The 19,787-nt window shown below is 58.7% G+C and carries 21 protein-coding genes; 17 read left to right on the top strand and 4 right to left on the bottom strand.

Translation table 11 applies throughout. The annotated features are described in order from the left end of the window. Window positions 1–51: 51 nt before the first annotated feature. The 17 genes from mnmG (at window position 52) to TX24_RS15320 (ending at window position 16,332) form a co-directional block, all read left to right on the top strand. Entirely contained in the window at window positions 52–1,944 is a 1,893-nt protein-coding gene (gene mnmG / locus TX24_RS15400; RefSeq protein WP_057710664.1) for a tRNA uridine-5-carboxymethylaminomethyl(34) synthesis enzyme MnmG, read from the top strand. Continuing rightward, entirely contained in the window at window positions 1,941–2,585 is a 645-nt protein-coding gene (gene rsmG, locus TX24_RS15395) for a 16S rRNA (guanine(527)-N(7))-methyltransferase RsmG (protein WP_003195893.1), read from the top strand. Before mnmG ends, rsmG begins: the two co-directional genes overlap by 4 nt. A gap of 18 nt (window positions 2,586–2,603) precedes the next feature. Beyond that, entirely contained in the window at window positions 2,604–3,401 is a 798-nt protein-coding gene (locus TX24_RS15390) for a ParA family protein (RefSeq protein ID WP_003195891.1), read from the top strand. Window positions 3,402–3,410: 9 nt separating this feature from the next. Beyond that, a complete protein-coding gene (locus TX24_RS15385) occupies window positions 3,411–4,283 on the top strand; it encodes a ParB/RepB/Spo0J family partition protein (protein WP_003195890.1) in 873 nt (290 codons plus the stop codon). 148 nt (window positions 4,284–4,431) lie between these two features. Continuing rightward, entirely contained in the window at window positions 4,432–4,839 is a 408-nt protein-coding gene (locus TX24_RS15380; RefSeq protein ID WP_010565865.1) for a F0F1 ATP synthase subunit I, read from the top strand. Window positions 4,840–4,855: 16 nt separating this feature from the next. Then, entirely contained in the window at window positions 4,856–5,725 is an 870-nt protein-coding gene (atpB, locus tag TX24_RS15375) for a F0F1 ATP synthase subunit A (RefSeq protein ID WP_057710633.1), read from the top strand. Window positions 5,726–5,858: 133 nt separating this feature from the next. Further along, the gene (atpE, locus tag TX24_RS15370) at window positions 5,859–6,116 is read left to right on the top strand and encodes a F0F1 ATP synthase subunit C (protein ID WP_002555987.1); all 258 of its coding nucleotides are present in this window, start codon (window positions 5,859–5,861) and stop codon (window positions 6,114–6,116) included. A gap of 56 nt (window positions 6,117–6,172) precedes the next feature. After that, a complete protein-coding gene (locus TX24_RS15365; RefSeq protein ID WP_057710632.1) occupies window positions 6,173–6,643 on the top strand; it encodes a F0F1 ATP synthase subunit B in 471 nt (156 codons plus the stop codon). 12 nt (window positions 6,644–6,655) lie between these two features. Beyond that, on the top strand, window positions 6,656–7,192 hold the full coding sequence (locus TX24_RS15360; RefSeq protein ID WP_003195833.1) for a F0F1 ATP synthase subunit delta: 537 nt from the start codon (window positions 6,656–6,658) through the stop codon (window positions 7,190–7,192). 21 nt (window positions 7,193–7,213) lie between these two features. Continuing rightward, the gene (atpA, locus tag TX24_RS15355; protein WP_003195831.1) at window positions 7,214–8,758 is read left to right on the top strand and encodes a F0F1 ATP synthase subunit alpha; all 1,545 of its coding nucleotides are present in this window, start codon (window positions 7,214–7,216) and stop codon (window positions 8,756–8,758) included. A 50-nt stretch (window positions 8,759–8,808) separates the two neighbouring features. Next, window positions 8,809–9,669 carry a F0F1 ATP synthase subunit gamma gene (gene atpG, locus TX24_RS15350; protein WP_003195829.1) on the top strand — a complete coding sequence of 287 codons (861 nt, stop codon included), beginning with the start codon at window positions 8,809–8,811 and terminating at the stop codon, window positions 9,667–9,669. A 27-nt stretch (window positions 9,670–9,696) separates the two neighbouring features. Then, window positions 9,697–11,073 (top strand): F0F1 ATP synthase subunit beta, encoded by a 1,377-nt coding sequence (atpD, locus tag TX24_RS15345; protein WP_003195827.1) that lies wholly within the window; start codon window positions 9,697–9,699, stop codon window positions 11,071–11,073. A 44-nt stretch (window positions 11,074–11,117) separates the two neighbouring features. Continuing rightward, window positions 11,118–11,534: a F0F1 ATP synthase subunit epsilon gene (locus tag TX24_RS15340; protein WP_003177061.1), complete on the top strand. Its 417-nt coding sequence runs from the start codon at window positions 11,118–11,120 to the stop codon at window positions 11,532–11,534. Window positions 11,535–11,656: 122 nt separating this feature from the next. Beyond that, window positions 11,657–13,024: a bifunctional UDP-N-acetylglucosamine diphosphorylase/glucosamine-1-phosphate N-acetyltransferase GlmU gene (gene glmU, locus TX24_RS15335; protein WP_057710631.1), complete on the top strand. Its 1,368-nt coding sequence runs from the start codon at window positions 11,657–11,659 to the stop codon at window positions 13,022–13,024. Window positions 13,025–13,263: 239 nt separating this feature from the next. Beyond that, window positions 13,264–14,031, top strand: coding sequence for a DeoR/GlpR family DNA-binding transcription regulator (locus TX24_RS15330; RefSeq protein ID WP_003195822.1), 768 nt, complete (start codon window positions 13,264–13,266; stop codon window positions 14,029–14,031). 10 nt (window positions 14,032–14,041) lie between these two features. Next, window positions 14,042–15,874: a glutamine--fructose-6-phosphate transaminase (isomerizing) gene (gene glmS / locus TX24_RS15325; RefSeq protein ID WP_057710630.1), complete on the top strand. Its 1,833-nt coding sequence runs from the start codon at window positions 14,042–14,044 to the stop codon at window positions 15,872–15,874. A gap of 83 nt (window positions 15,875–15,957) precedes the next feature. Further along, window positions 15,958–16,332: an avidin-fold protein gene (locus TX24_RS15320; RefSeq protein WP_057710629.1), complete on the top strand. Its 375-nt coding sequence runs from the start codon at window positions 15,958–15,960 to the stop codon at window positions 16,330–16,332. A 159-nt stretch (window positions 16,333–16,491) separates the two neighbouring features. Here the strand turns inward: TX24_RS15320 and TX24_RS15315 are convergent, their stop codons facing one another. The 4 genes from TX24_RS15315 to TX24_RS15300 are packed head-to-tail and all read right to left on the bottom strand — an operon-like array spanning window position 16,492 to window position 19,787. Next, a complete protein-coding gene (locus tag TX24_RS15315) occupies window positions 16,492–17,424 on the bottom strand; it encodes a phosphatidate cytidylyltransferase (RefSeq protein WP_057710628.1) in 933 nt (310 codons plus the stop codon). 1 nt (window position 17,425) lies between these two features. After that, window positions 17,426–18,046 (bottom strand): lysophospholipid acyltransferase family protein, encoded by a 621-nt coding sequence (locus tag TX24_RS15310; RefSeq protein WP_003195812.1) that lies wholly within the window; start codon window positions 18,044–18,046, stop codon window positions 17,426–17,428. A 9-nt stretch (window positions 18,047–18,055) separates the two neighbouring features. Further along, the gene (locus tag TX24_RS15305) at window positions 18,056–18,499 is read right to left on the bottom strand and encodes a hypothetical protein (RefSeq protein WP_044270111.1); all 444 of its coding nucleotides are present in this window, start codon (window positions 18,497–18,499) and stop codon (window positions 18,056–18,058) included. Beyond that, entirely contained in the window at window positions 18,489–19,787 is a 1,299-nt protein-coding gene (locus TX24_RS15300) for a phosphatase PAP2/dual specificity phosphatase family protein (protein ID WP_057710627.1), read from the bottom strand. Before TX24_RS15300 ends, TX24_RS15305 begins: the two co-directional genes overlap by 11 nt.

Here is a 19,787-nt window from a genome sequence, read left to right as displayed (position 1 = left end):
CTTTCAACAAACAATTCCTGATTACCTACATAAGCAGGCACGAGGTGCGTGGTGGATTTCCCTTCCCGTTTTGAAGTGATCGTCATCGGCGGCGGTCATGCCGGTACCGAGGCAGCACTGGCGTCAGCACGCATGGGTGTAAAAACCCTGTTGCTGACGCATAACGTGGAAACCCTCGGTGCCATGAGTTGCAACCCCGCGATTGGCGGGATTGGCAAAAGCCATCTGGTCAAGGAAATCGATGCCCTTGGCGGCGTGATGGCCATGGCCACCGACAAAGGTGGTATTCAGTTTCGTGTGCTCAACAGCCGCAAAGGCCCGGCCGTGCGTGCAACGCGTGCCCAGGCCGACCGTATTCTGTACAAGGCTGCGGTACGTGAAACCCTGGAAAACCAGCCGAACCTGTGGATATTTCAGCAGGCAGCCGATGACCTGATCGTCGAACAGGACCAGGTACGCGGTGTTGTCACTCAAATGGGCCTGCGTTTCTTCGCAGAATCCGTAGTGCTGACCACCGGCACCTTCCTGGGTGGGCTTATCCACATCGGTATGCAGAATTATTCCGGTGGTCGCGCTGGCGATCCGCCGTCGATTGCTCTGGCAAAACGCCTGCGGGAATTGCCGCTGCGGGTAGGTCGCCTGAAAACCGGGACCCCGCCACGTATTGACGGGCGTTCTGTGGATTTTTCGGTGATGACCGAACAAGCCGGCGATACGCCGATTCCGGTCATGTCGTTCATGGGCTCCAAGGAACAGCATCCGAAACAGGTCAGTTGCTGGATCACCCACACCAACGCCCGTACCCACGAAATCATTGCTGCGAACCTTGATCGTTCGCCGATGTATTCCGGGGTGATCGAAGGCATTGGGCCGCGTTATTGCCCTTCGATCGAAGACAAGATCCACCGCTTTGCCGACAAGGAAAGCCACCAGGTCTTTATCGAACCCGAAGGCTTGACCACCCACGAGCTGTATCCGAACGGAATTTCCACTTCGCTGCCGTTCGACGTGCAAATCCAGATCGTGCAGTCGATTCGCGGTATGGAAAATGCGCACATCGTGCGTCCGGGCTACGCCATCGAGTACGACTACTTCGACCCGCGCGACCTGAAATACAGCCTGGAAACCAAAGTGATCGGCGGCCTGTTCTTCGCCGGCCAAATCAACGGCACCACCGGTTATGAAGAAGCCGGCGCCCAAGGTTTGCTGGCCGGGACCAACGCAGCATTGCGCGCACAGGGCAAAGACAGCTGGTGCCCGCGTCGCGATGAGGCCTACATCGGCGTATTGGTCGACGACCTGATTACCCTGGGTACCCAGGAACCGTACCGGATGTTCACATCTCGGGCGGAATACCGTCTGATTCTGCGCGAAGACAACGCCGACCTGCGCTTGACCGAAAAAGGTCGCGAGCTGGGCCTGGTCGATGACGCCCGCTGGGCGGCCTTCTGCAAAAAACGCGAAAGCATTGCGCTCGAAGAACAGCGTCTGAAGAGTACCTGGGTTCGCCCGGGCACGGAGCAGGGCGACGCCATTGCGGAAAAATTCGGCACGCCGTTGACCCATGAGTACAACTTGCTCAACCTGCTTTCCCGTCCGGAAATCGACTACGCTGGTCTGGTCGAAGTGACTGGCGACGGCGCAGAAGACCCACAGGTTGCCGAACAGGTTGAAATCAAGACCAAATACGCAGGCTACATTGATCGCCAGCAGGACGAGATCGCCCGGCTGCGCGCCAGTGAAGACACCAAGCTGCCTGTGGATATCGACTACACCGGGATTTCCGGGTTGTCGAAAGAAATTCAAAGCAAGCTGGGGATAACTCGGCCGGAAACCCTCGGGCAGGCTTCACGTATCCCAGGCGTCACCCCGGCAGCCATCTCGCTGTTGATGATTCATTTGAAAAAACGCGGCGCGGGCCGTCAGTTGGAGCAAAGCGCTTGAGTTCGTTGGTCACCTCGCAACACGCCGAAGAGTTATCCACAGGAGCGCGCCAGTTGGGCGTGGCCCTGACCGAAGCCCAGCATGAGTTACTGCTGGGCTATCTGGCCCTGTTGATCAAATGGAACAAGGCTTACAACCTGACCGCGGTACGTGATCCGGACGAGATGGTGTCGCGGCATTTGCTCGACAGCCTCAGCGTGATGCCGTTTATCGAAAATGGCCGTTGGCTCGACGTCGGCAGTGGCGGCGGCATGCCTGGCATTCCGTTGGCGATCCTGTTTCCCGAGTCCCACGTGACCTGCCTGGACAGCAACGGCAAGAAAACCCGCTTCCTGACCCAGGTCAAACTCGAGCTCAAGCTGGATAACCTGCAAGTTATCCACAGTCGTGTCGAAGCCTTCACACCTGAACTGCCTTTCAACGGGATCGTGTCCCGAGCGTTCAGCAGCATGGAGAACTTCAGCAACTGGACGCGCCACCTGGGCGACCGTGATACCCGCTGGCTGGCAATGAAGGGCGTTCATCCAAGCGACGAGCTGTTAGCATTGCCGGCAGACTTCCACCTCGATAGCGAACACGCCTTGGCCGTACCTGGTTGCCAAGGCCAACGCCATCTGCTGATACTGCGCCGCACGGCATGATTGGGAACACAAGCAAGAATGGCTAAGGTATTCGCGATAGCGAACCAGAAAGGTGGTGTGGGTAAAACCACCACCTGTATCAACCTCGCAGCATCCCTGGTCGCAACCAAGCGTCGGGTGCTGTTGATCGATCTCGATCCACAGGGCAACGCCACCATGGGTAGCGGTGTGGATAAACACGGCCTGGAAAACTCGGTCTACGATTTGCTGATTGGCGAATGCGACCTGGCCCAGGCCATGCACTATTCCGAGCACGGCGGTTACCAACTGCTGCCGGCCAACCGCGATCTGACCGCGGCGGAAGTGGTGCTGCTGGAAATGCAGATGAAAGAAAGCCGTCTGCGCAGCGCCCTGGCGCCCATTCGCGACAACTACGATTACATTTTGATCGACTGCCCACCGTCGCTGTCGATGCTCACGCTTAACGCCTTGGTAGCCGCCGATGGGGTGATTATCCCCATGCAGTGCGAGTACTACGCGTTGGAAGGCCTGAGCGACCTTGTGGATAACATCAAGCGCATTGCCGAGTTGCTCAACCCGAAACTGCAGATCGAAGGCTTGTTGCGCACGATGTTCGACCCGCGCCTGAGCCTGATGAACGATGTGTCGGCGCAGCTCAAGGAACACTTCGGTGACCAGTTGTACGACACCGTGATTCCACGCAACATCCGCCTGGCCGAAGCGCCAAGCTATGGCATGCCCGCGCTGGCGTACGACAAATCCTCGCGCGGTGCCATTGCCTACCTGGCATTGGCTGGCGAGATGGTTCGCCGTCAACGCCGCAATTCACGCACCGCTGCAGCCCAGCCAACTTAAGGAACCCCCATGGCCGTCAAGAAACGAGGTCTCGGACGTGGACTGGATGCACTGTTGAGTGGTCCGACCGTCACATCGCTTGAAGAACAAGCGGTGCAGGCCGACGAGCGCGAGCTGCAGCACTTGCCGCTGGACCTGATCCAGCGCGGCAAATACCAGCCACGTCGGGACATGGACCCCCAGGCCCTGGAAGAACTGTCCAACTCGATCAAGGCCCAGGGCGTGATGCAGCCTATCGTGGTGCGCCCCATTGGCGGTGGCCGCTTTGAGATCATCGCCGGTGAGCGCCGCTGGCGCGCCAGCCAGCAGGCCGGCAAGGAAACCATCCCGGCCATGGTGCGCGATGTGCCGGATGAAACCGCGATCGCCATGGCGTTGATCGAGAATATCCAGCGTGAAGACCTCAATCCGATCGAAGAAGCGATTGCGTTGCAGCGTTTGCAGCAGGAATTCCAGCTCACCCAGCAGCAAGTGGCCGAGGCGGTGGGCAAGTCCCGCGTCACCGTGTCCAATTTGTTGCGTTTGATCGCGCTGCCGGAAGTGATCAAGACCATGTTGTCCCACGGCGACCTGGAAATGGGCCATGCCCGTGCGTTGCTCGGTTTGCCCGAAAATCAACAGGTTGAAGGGGCGCGACACGTTGTCGCACGAGGCCTGACCGTACGTCAGACCGAAGCGCTGGTGCGCCAGTGGCTCAGCGGCAAACCTGCACCGGTCGAAACCGCCAAACCTGATCCGGATATCGCGCGACTCGAGCAGCGCCTGGCCGAGCGCCTGGGCTCTGCGGTGCAAATTCGTCACGGCAAGAAGGGCAAAGGGCAATTGGTCATCGGATATAACTCCCTTGACGAGCTTCAAGGCGTCCTTGCCCACATCCGCTGAAACATTTGCTTATGTAGCGCGTGATCGGAAATCACTACCCGACAGTTGAATAGGGGCTGAACCGCCCCTATACTCTGCGCGCATTTTGTCGGCACAAATTATGCCAAGTTATTGATTTCCGGCAGCCGACCATTGAGGAGCAAGAGTGATGGAAACCCGCACGCCAAACACGTTGCCGTTCCATCGCTTGGCTGTTTTTCCGGTTCTACTGGCTCAATTTGTCATTTTGCTGATCGCCGCATTGGCGCTTTGGTATTGGCATGGAGTCGTAGCCGGGTATTCAGGACTCTGCGGAGGCCTGATAGCCTTGCTGCCCAATATGTATTTTGCTCACAGGGCCTTTCGGTTTTCCGGCGCCCGAGCAGCCCAGGCTATCGTCCGGTCTTTTTATGCCGGCGAGGCGGGGAAACTGATTTTGACGGCAGTGCTGTTTGCACTGACCTTTGCAGGTGTGAAGCCATTGGCGCCGCTGGCTGTATTCGGCGTCTTCGTGTTGACCCAACTGGTCAGCTGGTTCGCTCCCCTGCTAATGAAAACAAGACTTTCGAAACCTTAGGGCGTTTGAGGCAACCATGGCAGAAACAACCGCTTCGGGCTATATCCAGCACCACTTGCAGAACCTGACCTTCGGTCAGCTTCCTAATGGCGGCTGGGGCTTTGCCCACACCGCAGCAGAAGCCAAAGAAATGGGTTTCTGGGCTTTCCACCTGGACACTCTGGGTTGGTCGGTCGCATTGGGTCTGATCTTCGTCCTGATTTTCCGCATGGCGGCAAAGAAGGCGACTTCGGATCAGCCAGGTGCTTTGCAGAACTTCGTTGAAGTATTGGTCGAATTCGTCGATGGCAGCGTGAAAGACAGCTTCCATGGCCGTAGCCCGGTGATTGCACCGCTGGCACTGACCATCTTCGTGTGGGTGTTCCTGATGAACGCCGTCGACCTGATCCCGGTGGACTGGATTCCTCAGTTGGCCATGGCGATCTCCGGCGACCCGCACATTCCATTCCGCGCCGTATCCACCACTGACCCGAACGCCACACTGGGCATGGCTCTGTCGGTATTCGCGCTGATCATTTTCTACAGCATCAAGGTCAAGGGCATCGGCGGCTTCATCGGCGAACTGACCCTGCACCCGTTCGGCAGCAAGAACATCTTCGTTCAAGCCCTGCTGATCCCGGTGAACTTCCTGCTGGAATTCGTCACCCTGATCGCCAAGCCGATTTCCCTGGCTCTGCGACTGTTCGGCAACATGTATGCCGGCGAGCTGGTGTTCATTCTGATCGCTGTGATGTTCGGCAGCGGTCTGCTCTGGCTTAGCGGCCTGGGCGTAGTTCTGCAGTGGGCGTGGGCTGTGTTCCACATCCTGATCATTACCCTGCAGGCCTTCATCTTCATGATGCTGACCATCGTCTACCTGTCGATGGCGCACGAAGAGAACCATTAAGACCAGTCTCGACTAGTCTGATGTCCTTCCCGGTCAAACGGGAAGGTGGCCCAACAGGGCTATGAAACGATTTGTTTTACCGCTTTAAAATCTAAAAAACCTAAACCATACGACGTAAAAGTCGGGAGGAAAGATGGAAACTGTAGTTGGTCTAACCGCTATCGCTGTTGCACTGTTGATCGGCCTGGGCGCCCTGGGTACTGCCATTGGTTTCGGCCTGCTGGGCGGCAAATTCCTGGAAGGCGCAGCGCGTCAGCCAGAAATGGTCCCAATGCTGCAAGTTAAAATGTTCATCGTCGCCGGCCTGCTCGACGCCGTGACCATGATCGGCGTTGGTATCGCACTGTTCTTCACCTTCGCGAACCCCTTCGTTGGTCAACTCGCTGGCTAATCACTCGACTTTTCGAGTGATTGGGGTGATGGACAACGAATGAGCGAGGTGTTGGCGTGAACATTAATGCAACCCTGATTGGCCAATCCGTTGCGTTCTTCATTTTTGTAGTGTTTTGCATGAAGTTCGTGTGGCCTCCGGTCATCGCGGCTTTGCACGAACGTCAGAAGAAGATCGCGGATGGTTTGGACGCTGCCAGCCGTGCAGCTCGCGACTTGGAGTTGGCCCACGAGAAAGTGGGTCAGCAACTGCGCGAAGCTAAAGCACAGGCAGCCGAGATCATTGAGCAAGCCAAGAAACGCGGTAACCAGATCGTCGAAGAGGCTGTTGAAAAAGCCCGCGTCGAAGCTGACCGTGTGAAGGCTTCGGCTCATGCCGAGATCGAACAGGAACTGAACGGTGTCAAAGACGCGCTGCGTGCCCAACTGGGTGCTCTGGCCGTTGGCGGTGCTGAGAAGATCCTCGGTGCCAAAATCGATCAAAACGCGCACGCGGAGCTGGTTAACAAACTGGCTGCTGAAATTTAAGCGAGGGCGATCATGGCAGAACTGACCACGTTGGCCCGACCTTACGCTAAGGCAGCCTTCGAGCACGCCCAGGCCCACCAGCAACTGGCCTCTTGGTCAGCCATGCTCGGCCTGGCTGCAGCAGTGTCGCAAGACGACACCATGCAGCGCGTGCTCAAGGCCCCGCGCCTGACGAGCGCAGACAAGGCCGCCACTTTTATTGAAGTGTGCGGCGACAAGTTTGATGTGAAGGTGCAGAACTTCATCCACGTCATTGCCGAAAACGACCGTCTCCCGCTATTGCCGGAGATCGCCGCTCTGTTCGACCTGTACAAGGCCGAAGCAGAGAAATCGGTAGACGTTGAAGTGACCAGTGCTTTCGCATTGAACCAAGAACAGCAAGACAAACTCGCCAAGGTTCTCAGTGCACGACTCAATCGGGAAGTGCGCCTGCAAGCTTCGGAGGACGCATCGCTTATTGGTGGTGTTGTTATCCGTGCCGGCGACCTGGTTATCGATGGCTCGATTCGCGGCAAAATCGCGAAACTTGCCGAAGCATTGAAATCTTGAGTTTGAAGGGGCAGCAGAGCAATGCAGCAACTCAATCCTTCCGAAATAAGTGAAATTATCAAGGGCCGCATCGACAAGCTCGATGTGACCTCCCAAGCCCGTAACGAAGGCACTGTCGTCAGCGTATCTGACGGCATCGTGCGGATTCACGGTCTGGCCGACGTCATGTACGGCGAGATGATCGAGTTTCCGGGCGGCGTCTACGGTATGGCCCTCAACCTGGAGCAAGACTCCGTAGGTGCCGTTGTATTGGGCGCGTACACCAGTCTGGCTGAAGGCATGAGCGCCAAGTGCACAGGCCGCATCCTGGAAGTTCCGGTTGGTAAGGAACTGCTGGGTCGCGTAGTCGACGCACTGGGTAACCCTGTTGACGGTAAAGGTCCACTGGGCAACACCGAGACCGACGCGGTCGAGAAAGTTGCTCCAGGCGTGATCTGGCGTAAGTCGGTAGACCAGCCTGTACAGACTGGCTACAAGGCTGTCGATGCCATGATCCCAGTCGGCCGTGGCCAGCGTGAGCTGATCATCGGTGACCGTCAGATCGGTAAGACCGCTCTGGCGATCGACGCGATCATCAACCAGAAAGACAGCGGCATTTTCTGCGTCTACGTAGCGATCGGTCAGAAGCAATCGACCATCGCCAACGTGGTTCGCAAGCTGGAAGAAAACGGCGCCCTGGCCAACACGATCATCGTGGCTGCCAGTGCTTCGGAATCTCCTGCGCTGCAATTCCTGGCACCGTACTCCGGTTGCACCATGGGTGAATTCTTCCGCGACCGCGGTGAAGACGCGCTGATCGTTTATGACGATCTGTCCAAGCAAGCAGTGGCTTACCGCCAGATTTCCCTGCTGCTGCGCCGTCCACCAGGCCGTGAAGCTTACCCAGGCGACGTGTTCTATCTCCACTCCCGTCTGCTGGAGCGCGCATCCCGCGTTTCGGAAGAGTACGTAGAGAAGTTCACCAACGGCGCAGTGACCGGCAAAACCGGTTCCCTGACCGCACTGCCGATCATCGAAACCCAGGCTGGCGACGTTTCCGCGTTCGTTCCGACCAACGTGATTTCCATCACTGACGGTCAGATCTTCCTGGAATCGGCCATGTTCAACTCAGGCATCCGCCCTGCAGTGAACGCCGGTGTTTCGGTATCCCGTGTGGGTGGTGCCGCTCAGACCAAGATCATCAAGAAGCTCTCCGGTGGTATCCGTACCGCTCTGGCTCAGTACCGTGAACTGGCGGCATTCGCCCAGTTCGCTTCTGACCTGGACGAAGCGACCCGTAAGCAACTTGAGCATGGTCAGCGCGTTACCGAGCTGATGAAGCAGAAGCAATACGCCCCAATGTCGATCGCTGACATGGCGTTGTCGCTGTATGCCGCTGAGCGTGGGTTCCTGACCGACGTTGAAATCGCCAAGGTCGGCAGCTTTGAACAAGCGCTGATTGCTTACTTCAACCGCGATCACGCCGAATTGATGGCGAAGATCAACGTGAAGGGTGACTTCAATGACGATATCGACGCTGGCATGAAAGCCGGTATCGAGAAGTTCAAGGCCACCCAAACCTGGTAAGCCGCAGCGGGAGCCGCAAGGCTCCCGCTTGCTAACCTGATAGGTGTTACATGGCAGGCGCAAAAGAGATTCGCAGTAAGATTGCGAGCATCAAAAGCACGCAAAAAATTACCAGCGCCATGGAAAAAGTGGCGGTCAGCAAAATGCGCAAGGCACAAATGCGCATGGCTGCTAGCCGTCCTTATGCGGAGCGTATCCGCCAGGTAATTGGGCATCTGGCCAACGCCAACCCGGAATACCGCCACCCGTTCATGATCGAGCGCGCCGTCAAGCGTGTGGGTTATGTGGTAGTGAGCAGTGACCGTGGTTTGTGTGGTGGTCTGAATACCAACCTGTTCAAGGCCCTGGTCAAGGACATGGCGGTAAACCGCGAAAACGGCGTCGAGATTGATCTGTGTGTTGTTGGTAGCAAGGGTGCGGCCTTTTTCCGCAACTTCGGCGGTAACGTCGTTGCAGCTATCAGCCACCTGGGTGAAGAGCCGTCGATCAATGATTTGATCGGCAGTGTGAAGGTGATGCTGGATGCGTACCTGGAAGGCCGTATTGACCGCCTCTCCGTGGTATCCAACAAGTTCATCAACACCATGACCCAGCAGCCAACCGTGGAGCAATTGATTCCACTGGTGGCGACCCCGGATCAGGAACTCAAGCACCACTGGGACTACCTCTACGAACCAGACGCCAAAGAGCTGCTTGACGGCTTGATGGTGCGCTACGTGGAGTCGCAGGTGTACCAGGCGGTGGTCGAGAACAACGCAGCTGAACAAGCGGCGCGGATGATCGCGATGAAAAACGCTACCGATAACGCCGGTGATCTGATCAGCGATTTGCAGCTGATCTACAACAAGGCGCGTCAGGCTGCGATCACCCAAGAGATCTCGGAAATCGTCGGCGGCGCTGCCGCGGTTTAACGGTTCAAATATTCAGAGGATCCAGCTATGAGTAGCGGACGTATCGTTCAAATCATCGGCGCCGTTATCGACGTGGAATTTCCACGCGACAGCGTACCGAGCATCTACAACGCGCTGAAAGTACAAGGCGCGGAAACTACCCTGGAAGTTCAGCAGCAGCTGGGCGACGGCGTAGTTCGTACCATTGCGATGGGTTCCACCGAAGGCTTGAAGCGCGGTCTGGACGTTGTCGACACTGGCGCTGCCATCTCCGTACCGGTCGGTAAAGCGACCCTGGGCCGGATCATGGACGTACTGGGCAACCCGATTGACGAAGCTGGCCCGATTGCCACCGAAGAGCGTTGGGGCATTCACCGCGCAGCACCTTCGTTCGCAGAACAAGCAGGCGGCAACGACCTGCTGGAAACCGGCATCAAGGTTATCGACCTGGTTTGCCCGTTCGCCAAGGGCGGTAAAGTCGGTCTGTTCGGTGGTGCCGGTGTAGGCAAGACCGTAAACATGATGGAACTGATCCGTAACATCGCCATCGAGCACAGCGGTTATTCCGTGTTCGCAGGTGTTGGTGAGCGTACTCGTGAGGGTAACGACTTCTACCACGAGATGAAGGACTCCAACGTTCTGGACAAAGTGGCACTGGTTTACGGTCAGATGAACGAGCCGCCGGGAAACCGTCTGCGCGTAGCCCTGACTGGCCTGACCATGGCCGAGAAGTTCCGTGACGAAGGTAACGACGTTCTGCTGTTCGTCGACAACATCTACCGTTACACCCTGGCCGGTACTGAAGTATCCGCACTGCTGGGCCGTATGCCTTCGGCAGTAGGTTACCAGCCGACCCTGGCTGAAGAGATGGGCGTTCTGCAAGAACGTATCACTTCGACCAAGGAAGGTTCGATCACCTCGATCCAAGCGGTATACGTACCTGCGGATGACTTGACCGACCCGTCGCCAGCCACCACCTTCGCCCACTTGGACGCTACCGTCGTTCTGTCCCGTGACATCGCTTCCCTGGGTATCTACCCAGCGGTCGATCCACTCGACTCGACGTCGCGCCAGCTGGACCCGAACGTGATCGGCCAGGAGCACTACGACACCGCTCGCGGCGTTCAGTACGTGCTGCAGCGTTACAAAGAACTGAAGGACATCATTGCGATCCTGGGTATGGACGAGCTGTCGGAAGCCGACAAGCAGTTGGTAAACCGTGCTCGTAAGATCCAGCGTTTCTTGTCGCAGCCGTTCTTCGTGGCTGAAGTCTTCACCGGTGCCTCGGGTAAATACGTTTCCCTGAAAGACACCATTGCTGGCTTCAAAGGCATCCTCAACGGTGACTACGACCACTTGCCAGAACAAGCGTTCTACATGGTCGGCGGCATCGAAGAAGCGATCGAGAAAGCCAAGAAACTGTAATCCAGGCGCCCGGAAATGGGCGCTCATCAGGTTGAGGCAATCAGATGGCTATGACAGTCCATTGCGATATCGTCAGCGCGGAAGGGGAAATTTTCTCCGGTCTGGTAGAAATGGTGATTGCACACGGCGAACTCGGTGACCTGGGTATTGCCATGGGCCACGCGCCGTTGATCACCAGCTTGAAGCCAGGTCCGATCACTCTGACCAAGCAAGGCGGGGAAAAGGAGGTGTTTTACATCTCCGGTGGTTTCCTCGAGGTTCAGCCGAACATGGTCAAGGTACTTGCCGACACCGTGCAACGTGCTGGCGACCTGGATGAAGCCTCCGCTCAGGAAGCCGTCAAGGCTGCCGAGAAGGCGCTGAACGAAAAAGGCGCAGACTTCGACTACAGCGCTGCTGCAGTCCGTCTGGCCGAGGCCGCAGCCCAGCTGCGTACTCTCCAGCAGATCCGCAAGAAGTAAGCGGCCACGCCGTTTTGCTTGATGCGTGATTGATTAAAAAGGGTAGCCTCGGCTACCCTTTTTCTTTTTTGCAAAACACTTCTTTGGTCTGAACCCGGACCGCCCAGGATTGGTAGCCATTCATGTCTCTTGAAATCGTTATTCTCGCCGCAGGCCAGGGCACCCGCATGCGTTCAGCCCTGCCCAAGGTACTGCACCCGGTCGCGGGCAACTCCATGCTGGGTCATGTTATCCACAGCGCCCGCCAGTTGGACCCACAACGTATTCATGTGGTGATTGGCCACGGTGCAGACCTGGTTCGCGAGCGTCTGGCCGCGGACGATCTGAATTTCGTATTGCAAGACAAGCAACTGGGCACCGGCCACGCGACCGCGCAGGCTGTGCCTTTCATCATCGCGGACACGGTATTGATCCTCTACGGCGATGTACCGCTGATTGAAGTGGAAACCTTGCAACGCCTGCTCAAGCACGTGGTGCCTGGCCAGATGGGCCTGCTGACCGTTGAGCTGGATGACCCTACGGGCTACGGCCGCATTGTGCGCAACGCCGACGGCAAGGTGGCTGCCATCGTTGAACACAAAGATGCCAGCGAAGCCCAGCGCGCGATTACTGAAGGCAACACCGGCATTCTCGCGGTGCCTGCCAACAAGCTCGCCGACTGGATGAGCCGCCTGTCCAACAACAATGCCCAGGGCGAGTATTACCTCACCGACGTCATCGAGATGGCCGTCAGCGATGGCCTGCTGGTCGCCACCGAGCAGCCCCACCATCCGATGGAAGTGCAGGGCGCCAACGACCGCAAACAACTGGCAGAGCTGGAACGTCATTATCAACTGCGCGAAGGCCTGCGCCTGATGGCCCAGGGCGTGACCCTGCGAGACCCGGCGCGTTTCGATGTGCGTGGCGAAGTCACGGTGGGCCGCGACATCCTGATCGATATCAACGTGATCCTCGAAGGCCGCGTGATCATTGAAGACGGTGTAGTCATCGGCCCGAACTGCGTGATCAAGGACAGCACCTTGCGCAAAGGCGTGGTGGTCAAGGCCAATAGCCATATCGACGGTGCGGTGATGGGCGAGGGCAGCGATGCCGGGCCGTTTGCGCGCTTGCGCCCGGGTAGCGAGCTGGGGGCCAAGGCCCATGTGGGTAACTTTGTCGAACTGAAGAACGCTCAGCTCGGCGAAGGCGCCAAAGTCGGCCACCTGACCTACCTGGGCGATGCCGTCATCGGCGCCCGCACCAACATCGGTGCCGGCACCATCACCTGCAACTACGACGGTGCCAACAAGTACCAGACCACCATTGGTGAAGACGTGTTCATCGGCTCCAATAACTCGCTGGTTGCTCCGGTGACCATCGGCGATGGTTCCAACACTGCCGCGGGCTCAACCATCAACCAGGATGTGGATAAGTCCCAACTGGCCGTTGCCCGCGCTCGCCAACGCAACATCGACGGCTGGAAACGCCCGGTCAAAATCAAGAAGACCTGAGTTATCCACAAGTCGATAGGTTGACACACCCTTCTGTGGGAGCTGGCTTGCCTGCGATAGCGGTCTGACATTCAACAGTGATGTCGCCTGACACGCCGCTATCGCAGGCAAGCCAGCTCCCACAGTTGTTTTGTGCAATGCCCGAACGCTTTGCAAAAATTATCTCCGCCCCTTGACGATCTTTCGCCAATAGGTTTTGATTGCCTTCGTTATCTTTCGAAACGAAACTTATCACTACCATGTCGAAACGAAACACCCCCCAACGACGCCACAATATCCTCACCTTGCTCAACGAACAGGGCGAAGTCAGCGTGGACGAATTGGCCAAACATTTCGAAACTTCGGAAGTGACCATCCGCAAGGACCTTGCCGCCCTCGAAAGTAACGGCCTGCTCCTGCGTCGCTATGGCGGCGCAATCACCATGCCACAAGAGCTGGTGGGCGACGCTGCCCAGCCGATCTCGGCCTACAAGCGCGCCATTGCCCGTGCGGCGGTGAAGCGTTTGCGTGAGCATGCGCGCATCATCATCGACAGCGGCAGCACCACTGCCGCGATGATTCCCGAACTGGGCCATCAACCGGGCCTGGTGGTGATGACCAACTCCCTGAACGTGGCCCGCGCCTTGAGCGAATTGGAACACGAGCCGGTGCTGTTGATGACCGGCGGCACTTGGGACCCGCATTCGGATTCGTTCCAGGGCCAGGTCGCCGAGCAGGTCCTGCGTTCCTATGACTTTGATCAGCTGTTCATCGGTGCCGATGGCATTGATCTGCAGCGCGGCACCACCACCTTCAACGAGCTGCTGGGTTTGAGCCGTGTGATGGCCGAGGTCGCCCGTGAAGTGGTGGTGATGGTCGAATCCGACAAGATCGGCCGCAAGATTCCCAACCTGGAACTGCCCTGGAGCAGCGTCCATACCCTTATTACCGATGATCGCCTGCCGCTTGAGGCCCGCGACCAGATCCAAGCCCGCGGCATTACGCTGATATGCGCGGCAATCATCTAGGAGAAGCACCATGTGTGGAATTGTTGGCGCAGTCGCCGAACGTAACGTTACTGCCATCTTGATCGAAGGCCTCAAGCGCCTCGAATACCGCGGCTACGACAGCGCCGGTGTGGCCGTCTTCACCAACGCCGGCAAGCTGGAGCGCATGCGCCGCCCGGGCAAGGTCAGCGAGTTGGACCAGGCCCTGGCCGGTGAGCCGCTGGTAGGTCGCTTAGGCATCGCCCACACCCGTTGGGCCACCCACGGTGCACCGTGCGAGCGTAACGCTCACCCGCACTTTTCCGGCGACCTGGCGGTGGTGCACAACGGCATCATCGAAAACCACGAAGTGCTGCGTGAACAACTCAAGGGGCTGGGCTACGTTTTCACCTCGGACACCGACACCGAAGTGATCGCCCACCTGCTCAACCACAAGCTCAAGGACCACAGCGACCTGACCACCGCCCTCAAGGCCACGGTCAAGGAGCTGCACGGCGCCTACGGCCTGGCCGTGATCAGTGCCAGCCAGCCTGACCGCGTCGTGGCAGCCCGCAGCGGTAGCCCATTGGTAATCGGCCTGGGCCTGGGTGAGAACTTCCTCGCCTCCGACCAACTGGCCCTGCGCCAGGTGACCGACCGCTTCATGTACCTGGAAGAAGGCGATATTGCCGACATCCGCCGTGAAAGCGTGCAGATCTGGGACGTGAACGGTCAGTCCGTCGAGCGCGAAGCCGTGCAGTACCGCGATGGCGCCGAAGCCGCTGATAAAGGCGAGTTCCGCCACTTCATGCTCAAGGAAATCCACGAGCAGCCGTCCGTGGTGCAGCGCACCCTGGAAGGTCGCCTGAGCCAGAACCAGGTGCTGGTCAACGCCTTCGGCCCGCAAGCCGCCGAACTGTTCGCTAAAGTGCGCAATGTGCAGATCGTCGCCTGTGGCACCAGCTACCACGCCGGTATGGTGGCGCGTTACTGGTTGGAAGAACTGGCCGCCATCCCGTGCCAGGTCGAAGTCGCCAGCGAGTTCCGCTATCGCAAGGTGGTGGTGCAGCCCGACACCCTGTTCGTGACCATTTCCCAGTCTGGTGAAACCGCCGACACCCTGGCCGCCCTGCGCAATGCCAAGGAACTGGGTTTCCTCGGCAGCCTGGCGATCTGTAACGTCAGCATCAGCTCCCTGGTGCGTGAATCCGACCTGACCCTGCTGACCCAGGCCGGTCGTGAAATCGGCGTCGCCTCCACTAAAGCCTTCACCACCCAACTGGTGGGCCTGTTGCTGCTGACCCTGTCCCTGGGCCAAGTGCGCGGCACCCTCGCCGAAGGTGTCGAAGCCACCCTGGTGGAAGAACTGCGCCGCCTGCCGACCCGCCTGGGCGAAGCCTTGGCCATGGACAGCACCGTGGAAAAAGTCGCCGAGCTTTTCGCCGACAAGAACCACACCCTGTTCCTCGGCCGTGGCGCGCAATACCCGGTGGCGATGGAAGGCTCGCTGAAACTCAAGGAAATCTCGTACATCCACGCCGAAGCCTACCCGGCCGGTGAGCTGAAGCACGGCCCGTTGGCCCTGGTGGATGACGACATGCCGGTGGTTACCGTGGCGCCGAACAACGAATTGCTGGAGAAGCTCAAGTCCAACCTGCAGGAAGTACGCGCCCGCGGCGGCCAACTGATCGTCTTCGCCGATGAGAAGGCCGGCATGACCAACGGTGAAGGCACCCACGTCATCAACATGCCGCACATCCACGACACCCTGTCGCCGATCCTCTACACCATCCCGCTGCAGTTGCTGTCGTACTACGTCGCCGTGCTCAAGGGCACCGACGTGGACCAGCCGCGTAACCTGGCGAAGTCGGTGACGGTGGAGTAAGCCTTACTGATGTACCCAAAAGGGGCTGTGTTTAACAGCCCCTTTTTTCGTTTTGGATTCGATTAATTCAAGGATGCGTACTGATGCAAAGCTCTTCTGCGACTGTCCAGGCACGTTTGCACAATCGTCGGTTCGTGGTCGCGAATAACGCCCAAGGGTTGTCCGGTACCGGCACCGTGTTTCATTACCAGGTCGAAGATGGCGTGATTTCCAGCACTTACCAGGGTGGCCGAATTCGCCTGGGAACGCAGGTCGGGCGGGTGACCGGTGCAGATGCTATCGAGCTGCTTTATCAGTGCGTCACCCTGGATGGGGAGCTGCTTGCAGGGTGGTCACGAGGCACGGTAGGTGTTGATTACGCCGGGCGTACTACCCTGAGTTTCGTTTGGGGCTGGCTATCGGGTGCGACAGGAGGCGGAGAGTCTAGCTATGTCGAGATCACTGGCTTGAGCTATTGAAAGCACCACAAAACCTACAGGTAAGCGCATATTCCCTGTGGGAGCGGGCTTGCCCGCGAAGGCGGCGTGTCAGTCGCTGCATCTGTTACTGCACCACCGCTTTCGCAGGCAAGCCAGGTCCCACATTTGGATCTCCATCGGGTTTGTAAAAGGGGTGGGTCAAGTCCACCAATACCGCACAAGATGGAAAAAGATCGGCGCCGCAAAGCACACTGAATCCAGCCGATCCAACATCCCGCCGTGTCCTTCGATCATGTGCCCCCAGTCCTTCACACCGCGGTCACGCTTGATCGCTGACATCACGATCCCGCCGGCAAACCCCAGCAAGTTGATCAGTAGGGCGATCAAGAATGACTGCCAGGGATTGAACGGTGTGGTCCACCACAACGCCGCGCCGATCAAGGAGGACAGCAGGATCCCGCCCACAAACCCTTCCACGGTTTTCGACGGCGACAGGTTGGGCGCGATCTTGTGTTTGCCGAACAGCTTGCCGCACACGTACTGCAATACGTCCGACAGTTGCACCACGATCACTAAATAGGCGATCAGCAGCAGGTTGCGGCCTTCGTAGCCGGGGATGTCCAACGTCAGCAGCGCCGGTACGAAAGACACGCAGAACACCGCGATCATCAACCCCCATTGCACCTTCGATGCACGTTCCAGGAAGTGCGTACTGTCGCCGCCTAAGGATGCGAGGATCGGCAGCAGCAGGAACACGTACACCGGGATGAAGATCGAGAACAGCCCATACCAGTCGGCGTAGATCAGCAGGTATTGCAGCGGCAGGGCCAGGTAGAACGCGGCCACCAGGGCCGGGTAGTCGCTGCGCCGGGTGGGCGTGAGGGTGAGGAATTCGCGCAGGGCGTAGAACGACACGGCGTAGAACAACAGGATTACCGCGCCGGTGCCGAGCCAGAAGGCGATGCCGATGACCACCACCATCACCCACCAGGCGTTGATGCGGGCGTTGAGGTTGTCGATCACAGCATTCGGGTTGCCGCGGGTGCGCAGCTTGAGGATCAGGCCGATCAGCGAGGCGATGACCAGGATCGCGCCGATGCCGCCAAATAACATCAGGGTTTGGCTATCCATCTCAAGAATGCTCCGGGGCAAGGGCGAGCAGGGCGTCGCGGCTGCGGGCAAGGAAGGCGGCTTTGTCTTCGCCTTCTTCCAGTTGCAGGGGGGCACCGAAGCTGGTGGTGCATAACAAGGGCAGTGGCAACACGCGACCCTTGGGCATGACCCGGTTCAGGTTGGCTATCCACACGGGGACCAGCTCGGCTTGTGGGTAACTCTTTGCCAAGTGATACAAGCCGCTTTTGAACGGCAGCAAGCCATCCTCCAGATTGCGCGTGCCTTCGGGGAAAATGATCAGCGAGTCGCCGCCCTCCAACGCCGCAAGCATGGGCTGCAGAGGGTTATCCACAGGGTCCTTGCGCTCACGGTCGATCAGCACGCCATTAAACACTCGATTGATGATGTAGCGGCGCAGCGCACTCTTGTTCCAGTAATCACTGCCGGCCACCGGGCGTGTGAACTTGCGCAAGTTCTGCGGCAGCGATGCCCATACCAGCACGAAGTCGCCGTGGCTGCTGTGGTTGGCAAAGTAGATACGCTGCACCGGTACCGGCGCGCACCCCAGCCACAGGCTGCGGGCGCCGGTGACGGTGCGGGCCATGGAAGTAATCAGCGTGGCGACCACGGGTTCGAACATGGGAATTCCTTATCCGGCGAAAGGTAGCCAAGGGCTGGCGAGGATGACGCCCAGGGTCAGCAGCGCTTGCGCGCCCAGCAGCCAGGCTTGTTTACGCAACAGTTTGAGGGCGCCACGACGGCGTTCAGTCCAGGGGCGACCGGCTCGTTTGGGCGGTTGCAGGCCAAGGGTCTGCAGGGCCTGGTCGAGGTCTGGCGTGCGGGTGGTGTCGCGAGCGAGCAGGGCGAACAAGTCGGCGTCAAAGGCCACCCGCAGCGCCCAATATTTTTGCAACAGGCCCAGCACAATCATCCACAGGGCCAACAGCAAGCAAATGGTGGAAATACTGGCCAGCAACAACTGGGCGAGGCCGAACAGCACACCGAGCAGCGTCAGCCCTGTGGATAACTGATCCAATGATCGGCCACGGCGCAACAGGCTGGCGACGACCTGAAGTTCCATATCAGCAGGCATTTGGCAAACCCTCCAACGCTTGACGGTGTGCGGGGTGCAGGACCACATCGGCCCGCGCTGTACGAATAATAGTCAGCGCTTGCTCAACCGTGGCGGCGCGCCCCGTGTTCAGCAGCCAGGCGGCGACGGCGGTGGCGCTGCGTGAGTAACCGAGGGCACAACACACCAACAGCGGGCCGCTCGCTCGCAGGCGTTCAATGGCGTGGGCGGCGTTCAGGCATTCGTCGGGGGTTGGGGCGATCAGGTCCAGCACGGGCACGCAGACGTAAGCACGGCCTTGTGGATCCATCGGCAGTTCGGCGCATAAGTCGACGATGCTCGCGAATGAGCGCTGTTCACCGGTTGTAGGAATGCGCCCAAGCCAGACGTTATCCACAATCAGGTCCGGCTGTGGATGTTTGCGTGTCCACAGCCGCGAATTGATCCACGCACACGCCAAATAAGGCGCATACAACCAGCGGGCGGCAGGCGTAAGACGGCCATTCGCACGTTTTTGAAAGCCCGACGCGCCGATCAAAAGGTAGTTGGCCGCGATCAAGGCCAGGGAAACCGCTGGCCACAGCAGCCACAGCCAGCCGCCGCGGAGCACCAAGGCAAGCGCCAGCAGTAATAGCGCGCCCAGCCCATAGCGCACAGCCAGGCGACAACGTTGGGTATCTCGCGTCAACCGCGCACTTAACAATGGGCTTGGGTGTTCTACCGGCCATAACCAAACGCACAGCCATCCCGCGAGGGCGCCTGTGGGTAAGTCGATAAAGTGATGTTGATAAGTGGTCAGCACCGAAACGCCGATCAACGCGAACCAGCCATGCACCAGCCAACGCCACAATCCTTGAGTGTGCCGCTGGTACATCACCCACAAGATCACCAGCAGCGCGATATGCAGCGAAGGCGCCTGGTTGAAGGGCTTGTCAAAACCGGCCAGCACCGCAAACAACCAACCGAACACACCGTCCAGTTCCGGCCGCTCAAACGTGAAGCGCAGTGGCCAGATCAGAAAGCAACTCACGGCAATCACCTGCGCACTCAGCAGGCGCAGCGCATGCTGTTTGAGCTCATGGCGTGTGTTGGGCAGCAGCAACGAGAAGCCGTAAAGCAGGTCGATGGACCAGTAGGGCACGATGGTCCAGGCCCAGAACGGCATATGGGTTTCCCAGCCGAACACCAGCGTGCCGACGTCGCTGCGCTGGCTGGTGACCCAGGTGGCGAAGCCGTAGGTGCTGAAAAACAGCGGTGCCAACAGCAGCAGCCAGAGCACCGCAGGTTTCAATAAACCGGGTTCGCGCAT

It is taken from the genome of Pseudomonas lactis (assembly GCF_001439845.1).
Classification (GTDB): domain Bacteria; phylum Pseudomonadota; class Gammaproteobacteria; order Pseudomonadales; family Pseudomonadaceae; genus Aquipseudomonas; species Aquipseudomonas lactis.
This window is presented reverse-complemented; position numbering and strand designations above follow the sequence as displayed.

Excerpts from the sequence above, each read along its gene's own strand:
- TX24_RS15390 (WP_003195891.1), top strand. The coding sequence starts at position 2,604 with ATGGCTAAGGTATTCGCGATAGCGAACCAGAAAGGTGGTGTGGGTAAA.
- TX24_RS15385 (WP_003195890.1), top strand. The coding sequence starts at position 3,411 with ATGGCCGTCAAGAAACGAGGTCTCGGACGTGGACTGGATGCACTGTTG.
- TX24_RS15380 (WP_010565865.1), top strand. The coding sequence starts at position 4,432 with ATGGAAACCCGCACGCCAAACACGTTGCCGTTCCATCGCTTGGCTGTT.
- atpB (WP_057710633.1), top strand. The coding sequence starts at position 4,856 with ATGGCAGAAACAACCGCTTCGGGCTATATCCAGCACCACTTGCAGAAC.
- atpE (WP_002555987.1), top strand. The coding sequence starts at position 5,859 with ATGGAAACTGTAGTTGGTCTAACCGCTATCGCTGTTGCACTGTTGATC.
- TX24_RS15360 (WP_003195833.1), top strand. The coding sequence starts at position 6,656 with ATGGCAGAACTGACCACGTTGGCCCGACCTTACGCTAAGGCAGCCTTC.
- atpA (WP_003195831.1), top strand. The coding sequence starts at position 7,214 with ATGCAGCAACTCAATCCTTCCGAAATAAGTGAAATTATCAAGGGCCGC.
- atpG (WP_003195829.1), top strand. The coding sequence starts at position 8,809 with ATGGCAGGCGCAAAAGAGATTCGCAGTAAGATTGCGAGCATCAAAAGC.
- atpD (WP_003195827.1), top strand. The coding sequence starts at position 9,697 with ATGAGTAGCGGACGTATCGTTCAAATCATCGGCGCCGTTATCGACGTG.
- TX24_RS15340 (WP_003177061.1), top strand. The coding sequence starts at position 11,118 with ATGGCTATGACAGTCCATTGCGATATCGTCAGCGCGGAAGGGGAAATT.
- glmU (WP_057710631.1), top strand. The coding sequence starts at position 11,657 with ATGTCTCTTGAAATCGTTATTCTCGCCGCAGGCCAGGGCACCCGCATG.
- TX24_RS15330 (WP_003195822.1), top strand. The coding sequence starts at position 13,264 with ATGTCGAAACGAAACACCCCCCAACGACGCCACAATATCCTCACCTTG.
- glmS (WP_057710630.1), top strand. The coding sequence starts at position 14,042 with ATGTGTGGAATTGTTGGCGCAGTCGCCGAACGTAACGTTACTGCCATC.
- TX24_RS15320 (WP_057710629.1), top strand. The coding sequence starts at position 15,958 with ATGCAAAGCTCTTCTGCGACTGTCCAGGCACGTTTGCACAATCGTCGG.
- TX24_RS15315 (WP_057710628.1), bottom strand. The coding sequence starts at position 17,424 with ATGGATAGCCAAACCCTGATGTTATTTGGCGGCATCGGCGCGATCCTG.
- TX24_RS15310 (WP_003195812.1), bottom strand. The coding sequence starts at position 18,046 with ATGTTCGAACCCGTGGTCGCCACGCTGATTACTTCCATGGCCCGCACC.
- TX24_RS15305 (WP_044270111.1), bottom strand. The coding sequence starts at position 18,499 with ATGCCTGCTGATATGGAACTTCAGGTCGTCGCCAGCCTGTTGCGCCGT.
- TX24_RS15300 (WP_057710627.1), bottom strand. The coding sequence starts at position 19,787 with ATGCGCGAACCCGGTTTATTGAAACCTGCGGTGCTCTGGCTGCTGCTG.